Origin of the sequence: Paenibacillus tianjinensis (assembly GCF_017086365.1) — a bacterium.
Classification (GTDB): domain Bacteria; phylum Bacillota; class Bacilli; order Paenibacillales; family Paenibacillaceae; genus Paenibacillus_AQ; species Paenibacillus_AQ tianjinensis.
Map to the genome: position 1 here is coordinate 4,361,473 of NZ_CP070969.1, position 15,540 is coordinate 4,377,012.

The 15,540-nt window shown below is 51.9% G+C and carries 18 protein-coding genes; 3 read left to right on the forward strand and 15 right to left on the reverse strand.

The window, feature by feature from the left end; all coding sequences use genetic code 11:
- Positions 1-77: 77 nt before the first annotated feature.
- The 8 genes from spoIIIAG to JRJ22_RS20445 form a co-directional block, all read right to left on the reverse strand.
- Positions 78-719, reverse strand: coding sequence for a stage III sporulation protein AG (gene spoIIIAG, locus JRJ22_RS20410; protein ID WP_206101250.1), 642 nt, complete (start codon positions 717-719; stop codon positions 78-80).
- A 33-nt stretch (positions 720-752) separates the two neighbouring features.
- On the reverse strand, positions 753-1,541 hold the full coding sequence (spoIIIAF, locus tag JRJ22_RS20415) for a stage III sporulation protein AF (protein WP_206101251.1): 789 nt from the start codon (positions 1,539-1,541) through the stop codon (positions 753-755).
- Between the two features lie 51 nt (positions 1,542-1,592).
- Positions 1,593-2,822, reverse strand: a complete 1,230-nt coding sequence (gene spoIIIAE / locus JRJ22_RS20420; RefSeq protein WP_232381207.1) for a stage III sporulation protein AE — start codon at positions 2,820-2,822, stop codon at positions 1,593-1,595.
- A gap of 47 nt (positions 2,823-2,869) precedes the next feature.
- Positions 2,870-3,259, reverse strand: coding sequence for a stage III sporulation protein AD (gene spoIIIAD / locus JRJ22_RS20425; protein ID WP_039875230.1), 390 nt, complete (start codon positions 3,257-3,259; stop codon positions 2,870-2,872).
- A 9-nt stretch (positions 3,260-3,268) separates the two neighbouring features.
- Complete coding sequence (gene spoIIIAC / locus JRJ22_RS20430) at positions 3,269-3,472, reverse strand: stage III sporulation protein AC (protein WP_020426549.1); 204 nt, start codon at positions 3,470-3,472, stop codon at positions 3,269-3,271.
- Between the two features lie 13 nt (positions 3,473-3,485).
- Positions 3,486-4,004: a stage III sporulation protein SpoIIIAB gene (gene spoIIIAB, locus JRJ22_RS20435; RefSeq protein WP_206105222.1), complete on the reverse strand. Its 519-nt coding sequence runs from the start codon at positions 4,002-4,004 to the stop codon at positions 3,486-3,488.
- On the reverse strand, positions 3,997-4,998 hold the full coding sequence (spoIIIAA, locus tag JRJ22_RS20440) for a stage III sporulation protein AA (RefSeq protein WP_206101252.1): 1,002 nt from the start codon (positions 4,996-4,998) through the stop codon (positions 3,997-3,999). Before spoIIIAA ends, spoIIIAB begins: the two co-directional genes overlap by 8 nt.
- Positions 4,999-5,081: 83 nt before the next feature.
- Positions 5,082-5,345, reverse strand: coding sequence for a YqhV family protein (locus tag JRJ22_RS20445; protein WP_408637844.1), 264 nt, complete (start codon positions 5,343-5,345; stop codon positions 5,082-5,084).
- A gap of 327 nt (positions 5,346-5,672) precedes the next feature.
- Between JRJ22_RS20445 and JRJ22_RS20450 the strand changes: the two genes are divergently transcribed.
- Positions 5,673-6,539 carry a YitT family protein gene (locus JRJ22_RS20450; protein WP_206101253.1) on the forward strand — a complete coding sequence of 289 codons (867 nt, stop codon included), beginning with the start codon at positions 5,673-5,675 and terminating at the stop codon, positions 6,537-6,539.
- Between the two features lie 365 nt (positions 6,540-6,904).
- Here JRJ22_RS20450 and JRJ22_RS20455 read toward each other — a convergent pair whose 3' ends face one another.
- The 4 genes from JRJ22_RS20455 to JRJ22_RS20470 form a co-directional block, all read right to left on the reverse strand.
- Positions 6,905-8,158 (reverse strand): aspartate kinase, encoded by a 1,254-nt coding sequence (locus JRJ22_RS20455; RefSeq protein WP_206101254.1) that lies wholly within the window; start codon positions 8,156-8,158, stop codon positions 6,905-6,907.
- Between the two features lie 169 nt (positions 8,159-8,327).
- Positions 8,328-8,885 carry an elongation factor P gene (gene efp / locus JRJ22_RS20460; protein ID WP_054941504.1) on the reverse strand — a complete coding sequence of 186 codons (558 nt, stop codon included), beginning with the start codon at positions 8,883-8,885 and terminating at the stop codon, positions 8,328-8,330.
- A 40-nt stretch (positions 8,886-8,925) separates the two neighbouring features.
- Positions 8,926-9,996, reverse strand: coding sequence for a M24 family metallopeptidase (locus JRJ22_RS20465; protein ID WP_206101255.1), 1,071 nt, complete (start codon positions 9,994-9,996; stop codon positions 8,926-8,928).
- A gap of 74 nt (positions 9,997-10,070) precedes the next feature.
- Complete coding sequence (locus tag JRJ22_RS20470) at positions 10,071-10,562, reverse strand: YqhR family membrane protein (RefSeq protein WP_206101256.1); 492 nt, start codon at positions 10,560-10,562, stop codon at positions 10,071-10,073.
- A gap of 207 nt (positions 10,563-10,769) precedes the next feature.
- Here JRJ22_RS20470 and JRJ22_RS20475 point away from each other — a divergent pair, with 207 nt between their 5' ends.
- Both JRJ22_RS20475 and JRJ22_RS20480 read left to right on the forward strand, forming a co-directional pair.
- Positions 10,770-11,717 carry a DUF1385 domain-containing protein gene (locus tag JRJ22_RS20475; RefSeq protein WP_408637907.1) on the forward strand — a complete coding sequence of 316 codons (948 nt, stop codon included), beginning with the start codon at positions 10,770-10,772 and terminating at the stop codon, positions 11,715-11,717.
- Between the two features lie 7 nt (positions 11,718-11,724).
- Positions 11,725-12,063, forward strand: coding sequence for a hypothetical protein (locus JRJ22_RS20480; RefSeq protein ID WP_206101258.1), 339 nt, complete (start codon positions 11,725-11,727; stop codon positions 12,061-12,063).
- A 101-nt stretch (positions 12,064-12,164) separates the two neighbouring features.
- On the opposite strand, the gene JRJ22_RS20485 is transcribed toward JRJ22_RS20480, so the two are convergent.
- The 3 genes from JRJ22_RS20485 to mntR form a co-directional block, all read right to left on the reverse strand.
- On the reverse strand, positions 12,165-13,109 hold the full coding sequence (locus JRJ22_RS20485) for a patatin-like phospholipase family protein (RefSeq protein WP_206101259.1): 945 nt from the start codon (positions 13,107-13,109) through the stop codon (positions 12,165-12,167).
- A gap of 92 nt (positions 13,110-13,201) precedes the next feature.
- Entirely contained in the window at positions 13,202-14,869 is a 1,668-nt protein-coding gene (locus JRJ22_RS20490; protein WP_206101260.1) for a family 10 glycosylhydrolase, read from the reverse strand.
- Between the two features lie 178 nt (positions 14,870-15,047).
- Positions 15,048-15,473, reverse strand: coding sequence for a transcriptional regulator MntR (gene mntR, locus JRJ22_RS20495; RefSeq protein ID WP_054941509.1), 426 nt, complete (start codon positions 15,471-15,473; stop codon positions 15,048-15,050).
- Between the last annotated feature and the right edge of the window lie 67 nt (positions 15,474-15,540).

The window sequence follows — 15,540 nt, forward strand, 5'->3', positions numbered from 1 at the left end:
TTTTATTCCTCCTAAAAATTATTGATAGCATTTACTTCTTAGTAATCGCTTCGCAAACTCACTTCACAGCCTAGAATCTATTCCTGCTTCCGCGGCACGACTGAGATACGGTAGCTTGGCACATTCAGGCCTTTCTGGATCGCCTCTTCGATCAGTCCCCGTACGACCTTATTCTCCGCGCCTTTGGCGACGACAAGAACGCCGCGTACCTGGGGTTTGATCCGTTTGGTGATAATCGGGGTTTCGTCACCCGACTGGCTGTAGGTGACAATTTCACCATCTCTTGTGTATTGAGTCGTATGGCGTTTGCCGCCGCTGGCATCGGTCTCTTCACTCTGCTGCTGCGAATCATTCATATTCCGCTGCACTACGATTTCCTCTGTAGAATCTACCGTTACCATGATGTCCACGGTTCCGACACCGACGATTTTCTCCAGGATTTCCTTGGTGCGATCCTCCATCGCCTGTTCAATTCCGTCAAAAGAATTCGGAGACCCCATATCCCCCTGCTGCAGGGTGGCCTGTGACGATTCGCTGACCGGCGGCTCCCTCCCCGTGTTCTCACTGTCAAGCTTCTTCACATTCACGAAGGAATTGAACAGCATGATCGCCGCGCCCAGCAGTCCCAAAATGATCAGCCAGCGGAAGGTATGACTCCTTTTCGGACTGCCGGAGCCGCCGCCTGCCCATTGCTCCAGCTTCTTTAACCAATTGCCCACTTCTATCCCCCCTCGCAGGTTTCACATTGCTTTTCATGATTTCCCTGTATCTGTTCCGCTGTCAACTACCTGAATCAATTCGCGCTCAAGATTCCAGTTCGTTTCCAGCAGCTTGATGATTGCCTCTGTATCGTTGTTAGCCGCTTTCCCGGCAGCACTATCTGCACCGGCCAGGTCTGCCTGTGAAGCAACCGCCTCGGTAGCTGAAATGCCTGAATCCGCATTTTCTCCGCCAATATCCACCTGCACAGGGGCTACCGGCTCGATTTCAATCGGCTCTGTTCCCGCTGCGAGATCTGTATCTCCTCCCATGCTGCCGGTCTGTGCCGGTCCGGCCGCTGCCGGCAGGGAAACAGTTACCGAAGAAATTACGGGAACCGCATCACCTCCTAGACCAGCGGAGGATTTCCCCATCCCCAGCTTCACTGTAACTGTGGCTCCCTTCACGCCTGTACTGCCGGCAATCTGCTCCCGCATCTGTCCGGCGACTTCCTCTGCGGCAAGCTGGAGGCTCTGCTCCCTGGCTCCGGCTGCCAGCCTCCGCCCGTCCGCCAGAATTTTCTCCAGCGAATCGGCCCCTTTTCCCGCACCGGACAGCAGCCCGCCATCCTGCTCCTGCTGCACCATGGCGACACTCAGCTCTTTCGCGGCATCCCCTTTCAGCAGGGAGACGATCGGACTAAGCATCGTCAGCAGCACCAGCAGACTGAGCACCAGCCTGGCGTAACGCTCCATCGACTTGCTCGGAAGCAGCATTTCCACGAAGGCAGCCATCAGGACCACCAGTATGAGCTCCCGCAGCCACCCGCCTAACCAGGTCATTGGATACCTCCTAAAAGTTTCTGCATCCTAATCTATTTCGCCCATACGCCTTTACCGCATCATGACGGTGACATTGCCGGCGGTCAGCATGATTGTGACAGCCAGGAAGAACATCAGAGAGACCGCGGCCAGTGCCGCGAATACATAGATCATGCTTTTGCCGATGGTCTGCAGGCAGGATACGATCGGTGTATCACCCAGCGGCTGCATCACAGCGGCGGCTACATTGTAGATCAGAGCAAGAACCAATATTTTGATTGCCGGAAATGCGCAAAGGAACAGGATAATAATGACGCCTGAGAGCCCGATTGCATTTTTCACAAGCAGTGAAGCCGAGATCACCGTGTCCGTGGCGTCCGCGAACATTTTGCCGATGACCGGTACGAAATTACCTGTAATGTATTTGGCGGCCCGGATCGTCACACCGTCAGTCACTGAACTTGTGATGCCTCTGACCGAGATCACTCCGAGAAATACCGTCAACAGCACGCCCAGCAGTCCGGCACCGATATTGCGCAGCAGATTAGCCAGCTGAGTCAGCTTGTATTTGTCCGACATGGCGCTCACCAGGTGCAGCACCGCTGAGAAGAACAGCAGCGGAAACACGATGGTGTGGATAAGCGTGCCTACGGTATGAATCATGAATACAATCAGCGGATGGGTGACCGACACGGTCACGATATTGCCCATGGACGCCAGCAGTGCGAATAGCAGCGGGATCATGGCCATCATAAAGTCAATCATCCGGTCAATCGCATCCTTCGCATACCCGATGGCGATATTGAAGCTGTTAACGGCGATGACGAGCACCACCATATAACAGAGCATATAAGCGATTTTACTAACAGATTTCCGTTCAAAAGCGGTCTGCAGAGTCTCCAGAATCATGCTCAGCACGCTGACCATCACGATCGTGACCAGCAGCTTGCCGTTATACAGCACTTCATGCCACATGAACCGGGTGAGCCCGGACAGGACACTTTTGAAGCTCAGCCCGTCCTCACCGGGAAGCAGCATATCCATCAGCGACGGCGTTTTACCGTCCGGAAAAAATCCCCCGTACTCCTTCATCAGCTGGTCCCAGTACGATTCAACCCCGTCCATCGGCAGGTTCTCCACCTGACCCTTGACCCATCCGTCAACGGGTGAGGACGAACCGCCTGAAGCTTGCGGAGCACTGGTGGCCCAGGCGGTATCCGCAAACCAGAGAAAAAGCAGGCAGGGCAGGATGAGCAGCAGCATTTTTAATTTCGGAGGCCGGAACACACTGCGCTCACACATGGGCTTACCACCGCCTTTCTCTGGATTATTCTGGGCCTCAGCACGGTTCATGCGGGCAGGAGCTTCATTACCGTTTCGATAATAATGCTGATGATCGGCACCGCCAGCACCATGATCAGGACCTTGCCGGCCAGCTCAATCTTGGAGGCGATCGATTCCTGCCCGGCATCACGCACAATCTGCGCCCCGAATTCCGCGATATAGGAAATTCCGATAATTTTGAATACGGTTTTGATGTAGATCATTTCCATTCCTGAGGACTCCGCCACCCGCTCCAGCGTCCCCAGAATCGTGCCGATCTTGCCGATCAGGAACAGGAAAATCAGTATGCCTGCTGCCGTAGTCAGCAGAAAGGCGAACATCGGCTTTTGTTCCTTCAGCACAAGGATCAGCACCGTCGACAAGAGTCCTATTCCCACTACTTGAATAATTTCCATATCGCCTGCCTATTGAAAAAGAAAAATCGTTTTAATTTCCTGAAGCAGTCCGTCCAGCATGCGGATCACCATAAACAGCACGATGATAAATCCGACAATGGTCACCCAGTGGGCGATATCCTCTTTCCCCATCTGCTTAAGCACCGTGTGAATCATGGCGATGATGATGCCGATGCCGGCGATTTGAAAGATCGCGTTGACTTCAATATTCATTCCTGGCACCTCGCTAAAAGATCAAAATGACGATCAATGCTCCAAGCAGCAGACCCAGGCTTTTGCTCATTTTTTCATATTTGCCCTGATCTTCTCTGGCTACTGTCTCCTCCTGCTTCAATTGCTGCAGAGCCAGCGCAATATGCGTGCTCTGATTCGATCTGTCGCTTGTGCCCAGGGTGCAGCTCAGCTGCCGGATAATCTCCTTCTCCGTCCCCTTCAGAGCGGCGGATGTGAAGTGAACCTCCATCGCCCGCTGAATGGCCTCCTCGGCACTGCGGTTCTGCGGCGGGCTCATCTCATCCGCCGCTGCGGTAAAAAAGGTCCGCAGCGGTTCTTTCGACTGCTGCCCAATCCGGTGCAGAGCCTCCGGAAGCGGGGTGTACCCGTACAGGATTTCGGTCTCCAGCCGCTGCAGGGCGGCGATGAGGGCCCTGATGTTCCTTGGCCTGTCTGCATACTGGGCAGCCCGCTTGAACCCGGCCAACGTGCCGGCCAGCACGATCAGCACAGCTCCGAGCAGCTTAAGCATGGCGCTCACCGCCCAGCCGCTCCTCCGGCGAGATCAGCAGCAGTGCCCGCTTCTGCCCGTCCAGAATGCGGAAGGTAAGTCCCGCCTCTGTGCGGTGCAGAATGACGTACCGCTCGAACATCCGGTGCTCGAGTAGTCCGCCAAGGCCGGGACGGCGGGCCAGCTCGGCCACTTCCTTGCCGTGGGCCGATGCCACTACCGAGATGCCGGCATGCAGCGCTTCAGTGACGGCTTCGGCATCCTCCAGCCGCCCGATCTCATCGGCAATCAGCACATCCGGCGAGAGAGAGCGGATCATCATCATCATGCCTTCCGCTTTGGGACAGCCGTCGAGGATGTCCGTGCGCGGCCCGACGTCAAAGGCGGGGATGCCGCGGCGGCTGCCGGCGATCTCCGAGCGCTCATCGACGATACCGACCTTCAGGCCCGCCCGGCTGCCCTCACGGCCTTCCCGGCTTCCCGCCGAGATCTGCCTGGCAAGGTCCCGGAGCAGTGTAGTCTTGCCGTGCTGCGGAGGCGAGAGGATCAGCGTATGCATGATACGCTGCCGTCCCCGCTCCAGCAAATACGGCAGCACGCTGTCGGCGATGCCCGGAATCTCGCGGGCGATCCGGACATTGAATCCGGTGATGTCCCGCAGATGCTCCACACCGCCGCCGCTGAGCACTGTCCGGCCTGAAAGGCCGATCCGGTGCCCTCCAGGGATGGTAATGAAGCCTTTGCGCAGCTCTTCTTCCATCGTATACAGTGAATGATTGCTGATCAGGTCGAGCAGCCGGTGCGTGTCCTCACGGCTTGGCTTGTACGCTTCGCCAGGATTTTGCGTCAGGCTGCCGCTCACGGTAAGGAAATGATAGTGGCCGGAATAGTTGATCTCCAGCGGACGCCCTTCTCGCACCCTGATTTCTTCTACTTTCGCGAGCAGCGGGACCGGGAGTCCGTTCAGCAGCACCCTTACTTTTTCAGGAAATAATAAAAGCCAGTCATTTGCCATACAGAGTACCCCCAAGTTCTCCTCTACTTTTATAGCTTTATTCCATATTTATGCTTGTACCTGTGCTTTATGACTATCATCTATCATTTTTTCAAAATACCGATTAAGAGAAAGGCTACTCCGCAGCCAATCCAGCCCAGCTTGCCCCATGACAGCTCCTGAGCCATCCCTGTAAGGCCGACAGCCGTCGTCAGAATCAGTATCGTCGGTCCAACCAGGGCCAGCCCGGAATTAACCGCCAGCGCCTTATCTACCTGATTCAACTTCAGCATGATCAGGGCAGCCGTTATTTCCACACTGCCGGAGAGCAGCCTAAGCACCGCCATCCAGCTTACATACTTGTCCAATCCGCTCCACTCCTTTTTCCAAATCTATTGCTAGAACTATTCTTTAGCTTTTTTAAACAAGCTGTATTCCATGGATATGCGGAAGCCTCCCACTTTAGACAACCTAAAATCGGCAGGGCACTGGAAGCGAAATGTGAAAGAAATCATAGTGAATTTTTTCATAAAAAAATATCATCAGTGTGATAAAATAAATTTGTTATTAAGCGTTTAGGCCTAATGGAAAATAGAAGTGCAGGAGGTTGGTTAGACTAAGACATCCTTATATTTTCAGCTTAATGGCTTTCCTGCATCTGATTAAATACTACTTAAAAGAGGGGATTTTTTATCATGCAAGTTCGTAATCTCGTAGTACCGCTCGTATCAAGCACTGCTGCCAAGCAGGTAAAAGATGTGGCTGTCATTATCTTTTCAGCCTTTCTGGTGGCGAGCGGGCTCCGGCTGTTCCTAATTCCGCATCAGCTGCTAAGCGGCGGGGTGGCGGGGACGGCTTCCATCATCGGCTATCTGACAAATCCGAAGTATATCTCACTGTATTATTTTGCAATTAATCTTCCAATTCTGATCTGGGGCTTTGTGGCCGTAGGTAAAAAATATATTTGTCTGAGCATGCTGTCCGTCGTTTCCACCACCTGGTTCCTGACTGTAATTCCGGTGATTAAGCTGACCAAGGATCCGATTCTGGCCAGTATTTTTGGCGGAGTGATCATTGCGGGCGGGGTAGGGTTCTCGCTTCGTGCGGGAGGATCTTCCGGAGGATTTGATATTTTAGGCTCAATTATTACCCGTAAACGCGATATTCCAATGGGGACTGTGCTGTTTGTATTGGACGGTCTGGTTATTCTTAGCCTCGGCTTCTTTAAGAGCTGGGACTCCGCCCTGTATGCGATGCTCTGTATCTTCGTCAAAAGCAGGGTTGTAGATATGATTCATATCCGCCATATTAAACTAACCTGCTTCATTGTAACGAAGGAACGGGAAAAAATGCTGGATCGCCTGACCCTGCTTCCGCACGGCATCACCGTCGTCAATGCAGAGGGCGGATACAGCCATGAGGGCAACACGATGCTGATGACGGTAACGACACGCTATGAGCTGGCTGAGCTGCGGAAGACGATCCTGGAAACGGATCCCAAATCCTTCGTCAACGTGCTGGAGACGGTGGAGATCGTAGGCAGATTCAGACGGCTCGGTTAGCTATATAAATTGAGCTTGTATTTTTCAGTTTACGGATTAGCCGTGACTCCAGAGAATGTTTGGACTTCCGGCCGCTGCCCTTCTGCAGATTTCTTGATTTGACCGCTGTTCGCGGTGGAAATCCGCAGACAAAGGCGAACGCTCTCGCTCCTACAGTTCCAAAATCCCCTTCCGCCACTTTCTGTTAGAACAGATCGATATACCTGCAACCGCCCAATCACCTTGCTGCGGCTCCAATACAAATTGCTTGATGCCTGTGTACTTCTTTTTAAGGGTACATGGTTCTCTCAGTCTCATTAAGCAAAAAGGGATGTGTCTCCAGCCCTCCGGCTGAAGAAACATCCCTTTGTTTGTGTAGCAGCGGCCTAGCGGCGGTCCTTAGGACCACCAACGAAGGCCTGCTCTTCTGTATCCAAGTTGTAGGCGGTATGAAGCGCCTGGATGATTGTAGGCAGGTTACCTGATTCAATGACACAGGACACCTTGATTTCAGAGGTACTGACCATCTTGATGCTGACCCCTTCGCCGGAAATCACTTCGAACATCTGCGCTGCAACCCCCGGGTGGCTGACCATGCCTGCACCGACGATCGAAACTTTAACCAGATTGTCCTCAGAGGTCACTTCGCGGTAAGGCAGTTCGGTGTGCAGACCTTCGATGATTCCCTTGGCCCGCTCAAGCTCACTCAGCGCGAGTGTAAAGGAGAAGTCCGCTTCCCCGTTCTGGACACCGCTCTGCACGATAATATCTACGTCAACGCCTTCAGCAGCCAGCTTGCCGAATACCTGGGCAAGTACGCCCGGAACATCCGGCACCCCAAGAATACTGATCCGCGCTACGTTCTTGTCATACGCAATACCACTAACTACAACTCCCTGCTCCATGCTTGCTTCCTCCTTCACAACAGTACCTTCATTATGATTAAAGCTCGATCTGACGACCAGCTTCACTTGATATCTTTTGGCATATTCAACGGCACGGGGATGGAGTACTGCTGCACCCAGATTGGCCAGCTCCAGCATCTCATCATAGGAAATCTCCTTCAGCTTGCGCGCCGTCTTCACAATACGCGGGTCCGTTGAATAGATTCCGTCGACATCCGTATAGATCTCGCAGACATCTGCTTTGATCGCGGCAGCCAGCGCTACGGCTGTCGTATCTGAACCTCCGCGGCCCAGTGTTGTAATCTCGCCGTCCAGCGTCATCCCCTGGAATCCGGCTACAATGACAATCTGATCACGTTCCAGGGACTCCAGAACACGCCGCGGTACAATTTCGTTGATCCGTGCCCGTCCATGGGTCTCATCGGTGCGGAAGCCTGCCTGCCACCCTGTATAAGAGACGGCATCCCTGCCAATCCCATGCAGCGCGATGGACAGGAGAGCAACTGAAATTTGTTCCCCGGTCGTCATCAGCATATCCATTTCGCGTGCAGGCGGCTGTTCATTCAGCTGTTTGGCCTGATCAATCAAATCATCCGTAGTATCCCCCATAGCAGATACAACCACAACGCAGCGGTGACCTTCATCCTGCTTGTCTGCGATGCGCTTAGCGACCCGTTTCATACGTTCAATGTCGCCGACGGAGCTGCCTCCGAATTTCATGACATAAAGTGACAAAGTCCCATTCACTCCCTATTTCGCTCTATGAAGCTTATATTTGGATTAACGCTTTAACCCAGTATAATACGAAATTCATATTAAGCGTTAATGGTTTCACAAAAAAAACCTCCGCCGCTATGCGGGGAGGCCTTCTTGAAAGCGAACTGCGGCTAATGCCGTACTAATCCTACGCGCGGGAGATGTATTTACCTTCGCGGGTATCGATCAGGAGAACATCTCCCTCATTAATGAACAGCGGAACCTGTACAGTATGACCGGTTTCCAGCGTAGCCGCTTTAGTTGCGCCTTGAGCAGTGTTGCCCTTAACGCCCGGTTCTGTTTCAGTAACCTTCAGCTCAACACTTGTAGGCAGGTTGATTCCGAGGATTTCGCCCTGGTAGCTGACGATGTTAACCGTCATATTCTCTCTCAGGAAATTAAGCTCCCATTCCAGCTGTTTGGCACTCAGCTCAAACTGGTCATAGGTTTCATTGTCCATGAATACATGCTCTGCACCGCTGGCATACAGGTACTGCACGCCACGGTTTTCGATAATTGCGCGGCCGATCGTTTCACCGGCACGGAATGTGCGCTCAACAGTGTTGCCGTTGCGCAGGTTCTTGAGCTTGGAGCGGACAAATGCCGCGCCTTTACCCGGCTTTACGTGCTGGAAATCAAGAACGGTAAAAATATCTCCGTCCACCTCTACGGTCAAACCTGTTTTAAAATCATTGACTGAAATCACTAAAAATCCCTCCTGGATTAATTAACATGATGAAGCAGAATTACAGTACAAGATAATCTTTCGACGAATGCGTCAGCAGCGTAATGCCGCTCTCCGTGATCACGATATCATCTTCAATCCGCACGCCGCCAAGACCTGACAGATAGATTCCCGGTTCCACGGTAACGACCATCCCCGGCTCCAGAATCTCATCGGCAAGCTTGGACAAACGCGGCCATTCATGAACCTCCATGCCCAGACCGTGCCCGGTGCTGTGCCCGAAGTATTCTCCGTAGCCGTAACTGGTAATGATATCGCGCGCCAAAGCGTCGGCTTCCCGTCCGGTCATGCCCGGTTTGATATTCGCCAGCGTGTGCAGCTGGGCTTCAAGCACGACATCATAGATTTCCTTCAGCTTCGGATCGGGAGTCCCCAGTGCAATGGTGCGGGTTACATCCGAGCAGTAGCCGTCAAGCAGCGCCCCGAAATCGAAAGTAACGAACTCGTTGTTCTGAATCACCTTGCTGCTGGCTACACCATGCGGCATGGCGGAACGTTCACCTGAGGCAACGATCGTATCAAACGATGAAGAGGTTGCGCCGTGGGTGCGCATGTAGAATTCCATTTCCAGATCAACATCACGCTCGGTCATGCCGGGCTTGATCACATTCAGAATATGACTGAAGGTCGCATCCGCCAGATCCGCCGCCCGCTGCATCACAGCCAGCTCGTCCTCGTCCTTGAACATGCGCAGATTCTCTACAGCCTTGGATACCGGAACCAGTACTGCAGGCTGCAGCGCAGCAGCATAAGCCGTATATGCGCTGAAGGTAACGTCATCCTGTTCAAAGCCGACTCGGACTGAGCCGCCCTGCGGAAGCAGTTCACGCACAGTGTCAATGAATTTCGGACCATGCTCAACAACCTTTAACCCTGCTACCTGTTCTGCCGCCTGTGTCCGGTACCGGAAATCAGTCAACAGATAACTCTCATCACCAGTGACCAGCACGTAACCGGAGGAGCCGGTGAATCCGCTCAAATAACGGCGGTTAATGCCGCTGGTGATTAACATCGCATCCAATCCCTGTTCCTGCAAAACCTTACGCAGCTTGGAGACGCGCTTGTTGCCCATTCTCATTCTCCTCTCGAAATAGCCACATTGTATTTTAACATAGGGTTATGCCCTTGAGAAGTTTTTTCGGGCGTTCAGGCAAGCTTTGTCCGCTGTTCGCGTTTTCGTTCATCGGTATACTCAATTGCCGCTGTGTAACCGATGAATAAACCCCAGAGTAAAGAGATGCAAAACTCACTGACAACAGAGTTCCATGGCAGCTTGAACATGGGCTGCAGCAGGAACATCCATGAGCCGGCTAGGAAGATTCCCGCCCACCAGAGCATGCCGTAAATCATGCCCGGCCAAGGCCCCTTCAGCTTGCGGAAGATCAGTACATAGATCAGTGATGCAATTACAGAAAACGCGATATAAAACAAATATCCGAGCAGATGCCCGGCAGGTTTGATTAAGAACTCATGCTTAAAAAAGGGCTCTGCCAAAAAACCCGGGATCACCTTGGTGAAATGCAGTGTATAGATTAGCCAGCGGATACCTCCCCAGATCAATCCGGCAAATATCCCCAGTTCAACCGCAAAAAACAACTGGTTCGTATGTTCTGATTCTCTCTTGCCTGCTTTATTCATTTTATGGCCTCACTTTCAGGTAAATGGTGTGCGGTGCGCTTCTCGGATCTCTATATGCTAGTATGCACAGGAAAAGGCAATCCAACTAGCAATGTAAGCATAAATTAGTTACAATGGATTATATAAATCATATTAATATGCGGGAAGGTGAATTGGTTGTCCCAGGAAACTCCCAGTTACGGCGGCCAAGCCGTTATCGAAGGCGTCATGTTCGGCGGCAAGCATATCAACGTAACAGCCGTACGGCGGAAGAATCAGGAAATTACATTTTTGGAGGTGCCGAAGAGCGATAAGAGCTGGGTCATCAAATTGCGCAGGATTCCTCTGCTTCGCGGCATTGTCAGTATTATAGATGCAAGCGCCAAAGGCTCCAAGCACCTCAATTATTCGGCTGAATCCTATGCCGAGGATGAGACAGAGCCGGAAGAGCTGGCGAAGCAGAAAGAAAAGACCAAGAAGAAGGAAGAAGGCTGGAGCCTTGGCATGATTTTTGGCGTCGCCGTTATGGGGATATTGTCATTTCTGTTCGGTAAGCTCATTTTCACGCTGGTGCCTGTCTTTGTGGAGAATTTCCTTTTCAAAGATGCATTTGATAACTACATTCTGCACAACCTCGTAGAAGGCGGCATTAAACTGATTCTGCTGTTAGTCTATCTGACAGCCATTTCACAGACCCCTGTGATTAAACGTCTGTTCCAGTATCACGGAGCCGAGCATAAGGTGATCAGCGCCTTTGAAGCCGGCGAAGAATTAACTGTTGAGAACGTACAGAAGTATAGCCGTCTGCATTACCGCTGCGGCAGCAGCTTTATGATGCTAACCATCATTCTCGGCGTGGTAATCTACTCGGTTGTCCCTTGGAGCAGCCTTACGGAGCGTATTCTTCAGCGGATTATTCTCCTGCCGGTTGTCATCGGTGTTTCTTTTGAGGTTCTGAAAGGAACCAACGCCGTACGGGATATTCCGGGCCTGAAATATTTGGGGTATCCGGGACTGTGGCTCCAGCTGCTTACAACGAAGGAACCTAAAGACGATATGGTGGAAGTATCGATCGCTTCGTTCAACCGGATGCGGGAGCTTGATGCCGCGATTGAGGCAAGAGGATATGCGGAGGAAAGTGTGTCAGGCGGCATATTGGATCCTGCGAAAGGATGAGTGGCCTATGATCAGGCATGCTTTGATTTTTTGGATTGCAGTTTCGCTCGCTGTACTTGGATTAGTTACGGGGATTATGGACTATGGCCTGGGCTGGCTGTTTTGGACGCTGCTTCCTACTCTGCTTCTTTGCGCCCTTCTGATCTATGCTTACCGGTTAACTCTGAAGACGCCCAATGGTCCAGGCAGATCGAGACCCAAAGTAAAGCCGTCCCAGAAAACCATGGCCAAAGTTGCAGGGGTCCGCAAGACTCAAGCTGCTCCAGGCAAACGCAAAACCTACCCGTTTCAAGTCATTGAAGGCAGCAAGGGAAAAAATGATGAACATCTTCCCAAATATCATTAACCGCTGTTACCGAAGTATAATTTAGAGTTTATCAGAGCATCCCGATGTTGCGTCAGCAATCCTACGGGATGCTCTTTTTCATGAGAGTTAGAGCCTGTAGCCTAAGGTTTAAAGCTTGGTTTATGCGGCCGCCAATGCTTAAAGAACTCTTCCCCCGCCTTCATTCCTGCAGTATACAGCTCATCACTCTGCTCCGGTGAGATACGAAACTGTGTCGTGGATACGCCGAGCGTCGGGATTTTGACGGTACGCACGAACTTTTCCGTCTCAATATAACGCTCGTCATGCGCAGACAGCATCGTGCCCACCATCGCCTGCAGCATGCTGAACGGACCGGTAATCCGGTGCGCCTGCGGCTCCGTCTTCCCGATCAGCTGGTAACCGACCGTAGGCGTCCTGCGCTCCGGACTTCTAAAGCCCTCCTTCTCATCGAACAGCCATAGCGGAAAATTACTCAGCAGGCCGCCGTCCACTACATAAATAAACTGTTCCATAAAGGTTTTGCCCTTCGCCGCCTGCCCGTTTAGACGCAGCATCACCGGATCGAAGAAATACGGAATACTGCAGCTCATCCGTACCGCCTTAGCGACCTCAAATCCGCCAGGAGATATCCCGTAGTCCTTCAGGTCGTCTGGCAGTACAATGATTCTCCCATTCGTGATATCCGACGCAATGATGGACAGCTTACCGGGCGGCAGATCGCTGAATGTAACAATGCCTTTATCCCGTAAAATGCCGCGGATCCACGCCTCTAGCGCCTCTCCGGAATACAACCCTTTCTTAATCATTACACGCAGTGCAGGCCCAACGATAGCAGTATTGTACAGCATACCCCGCTTTAAAAAAGTGATAAAAGAGGTCTGTCTAATAATCCGGCTCATGGTCTCCCCGTCATAGCCTGCGGCCAGGAGAGAGGCGATAATGGAGCCGGAGGAGGTTCCGGCCACTTTTTTGAAGATGCCCCCAGCCCGTTCTGTAGCTTCCACTGCTCCGGCAAGCGCTACTCCTTTTACACCCCCGCCTTCAAATACTGCGTTAATCTCCATATACGACAATCCCCCGTTCCATAGATCTTATGCTTATCTATGAGCACGGGGGAGCTTTAATGACTTCTTTAAATTAGGGTCTGAAATCTGTCTTAGGATTTAAAATAAAATGTCAACAAGCCAGATAGCCCATACGGATCACGGACGACAATATCGTTAGCCCGGAACATAATACTACCGGCAACTTCATCATAATTCTCATTATATTTCAGCTGGTTGATGATCTGTTCACCGCTCTGCCACTCAGCACTCTGTTTGGTGTCGCCTACTTTATAGGTTGCCTGACCGATGTAGAGTTTAACACCTGTTCCCTTAACTTCATTCACCCACCAGTCCACCAGCTTGTCATAACGGGCGGCAGAGAAGGATAGACTCCAGTATATTTGCGGGGCAATATAGTCAATCCATCCGTTCTGAATCCAGGTGCGGGTATCCGCATACATGTTGTCATAAGCGGAAACACCCGCAGTGGTATCCGATCCCGAACTGTCAGCTTTCTTATTGCGCCAGACACCGAACGGACTGACTCCATAGGAGAGCGTAGGCTTGGCAGTGTGAATCTCCTGGCCCAGCTGGCGGATAAATTCATTTATATTGTCCCGACGCCAATCCGCCTTGCTCACAATGGCTTTCGAATTATACGCTTTGAATGCATCATCATCAGCAAAGGCTACGCCGGAAGGGTAGAAATAGTCATCCAAATGTATGCCATCGATGTCGTACCCGCGCACAACCTCCATCACGGTATCTATAATGTGCTGGCGCGCTTCCGGAATGCCGGGATTTATGTACAGCTTGCTGTCTGCCTGGACGATCCATTCTGGATGAAGCTTAGTCACATGATTCGCGGCCAGCCCGGCAAGTGTTGCTGCGCCGGTGTCCGTAGTTGCCCGGAACGGGTTAAACCAGGCATGAATCTGCATACCCCGCTGATGCGCCGAGCTGACCATGTATTCCAGCGGATCATAACCAGGGGCTTTTCCCTGAGTACCTGTCAGCACCTTGGACCAGGGAACCAGCTGCGAGGCGTAGAGGCTGTCACCCGACGGACGCACCTGTACAAAAACAGCATTGAATCCGGTCGCCTTAAGCTTGTCCAGCAATGTATCGAATTCCTGCTTCTGCTTCGCGGGATTATTCACCGAGGCCGCCTGAGGCCAATCCAGATTGAATACGGTGGAGACCCATGCCCCCTTCATCTCCTTCCCCGACTTCACACCAGGGATAGATGGCACGGACGGCACTGTCGGCACTGGTACTGTCGGTGCGGGCACCGTGGGTACTGCTGGTACCGTAGGACCCGCCGGAGCAGTGATCTCTGCATTTGAATACAATGCGATATGCTTGGCCGCCTGATTCCACACCACCTGCAGCCCCAGCTGTTCGCTCACAAACCGCAGCGGCACCATCACCCGGCCCTGCTTGATTTGCACGGAGGTATCCAGGCTGACAGAAGCCTCATTAACCAGAGCCGTCTTCTTGCCGCTGGTCAGCTTGAGCACGGTATCCTCCTTGCTGATTGTCACTGTCTTACTGCTCTGGTTCCATTCTACCGCCGCACCGAGTCCTTTGCTGACTACGCCGACCGGTACCATCGTTACATTAGAGACCGTAATGTACGGCGGCACGTCCGTATCCAGTGTCTCTCCATCGAGTTCAATTGTAATCTGCACCGCTGCCGCCGCCCGTGCGCCTGTTGACCACACCGGCAGGCATAACATCAACACCAATACTCCCAACATCCATTTACGGTAATTCATAATTCCTCCCAGTTGTAAAAAATTAATATGGCTTTAAAACAAAAAAAGAAACGGCCTTCTCGTCCTTGAATAAGGGAGACGGCCGTTTCTTTAAAAACGGACTTCATTAAAGGACGTTATCCGTTTTGACGTAAAAAAACTGGAAAGGTTGCGGTAAACGATACAGAAACAGTCTTCTTTATGAATCGCTGACCAGTTCATGGTGGATATCATATAAGGTCTTCACGCGTTCTTCATCGCGGCGGAAATACTCCACCAGCGTTTCAATCCGCGTAATGGAATCCCAGCTCAAATGATGCTCAATACCTTCGACATCCTTATAAATATGCTCCTGCTGTACTCCGATCAGGCCAAGAAACTCCTCCAGCAGCTGATGCCGGTCAACAAGCCGTTTTCCCACTTTTTTACCTTTGCTCGTTAGGACAAGCCCACGATATTTCTCATAGATGAGATATTCGTCCTTATCCAGTTTTTGGATCATCTTGGTCACAGATGAGGGGTGTACTTCTAATCCCTCGGCAATATCCGAGACCCGCGCATAACCCTTCTCGTCGATGAGCTTGTATATGCGCTCCAAATAATCCTCCATGCTGGGTGTTGGCATTCAAGTTTACCTCTTTTCTATAATGAGCGTGGCACGGGGCCAACCTTGCTCTAACAATGATACATGT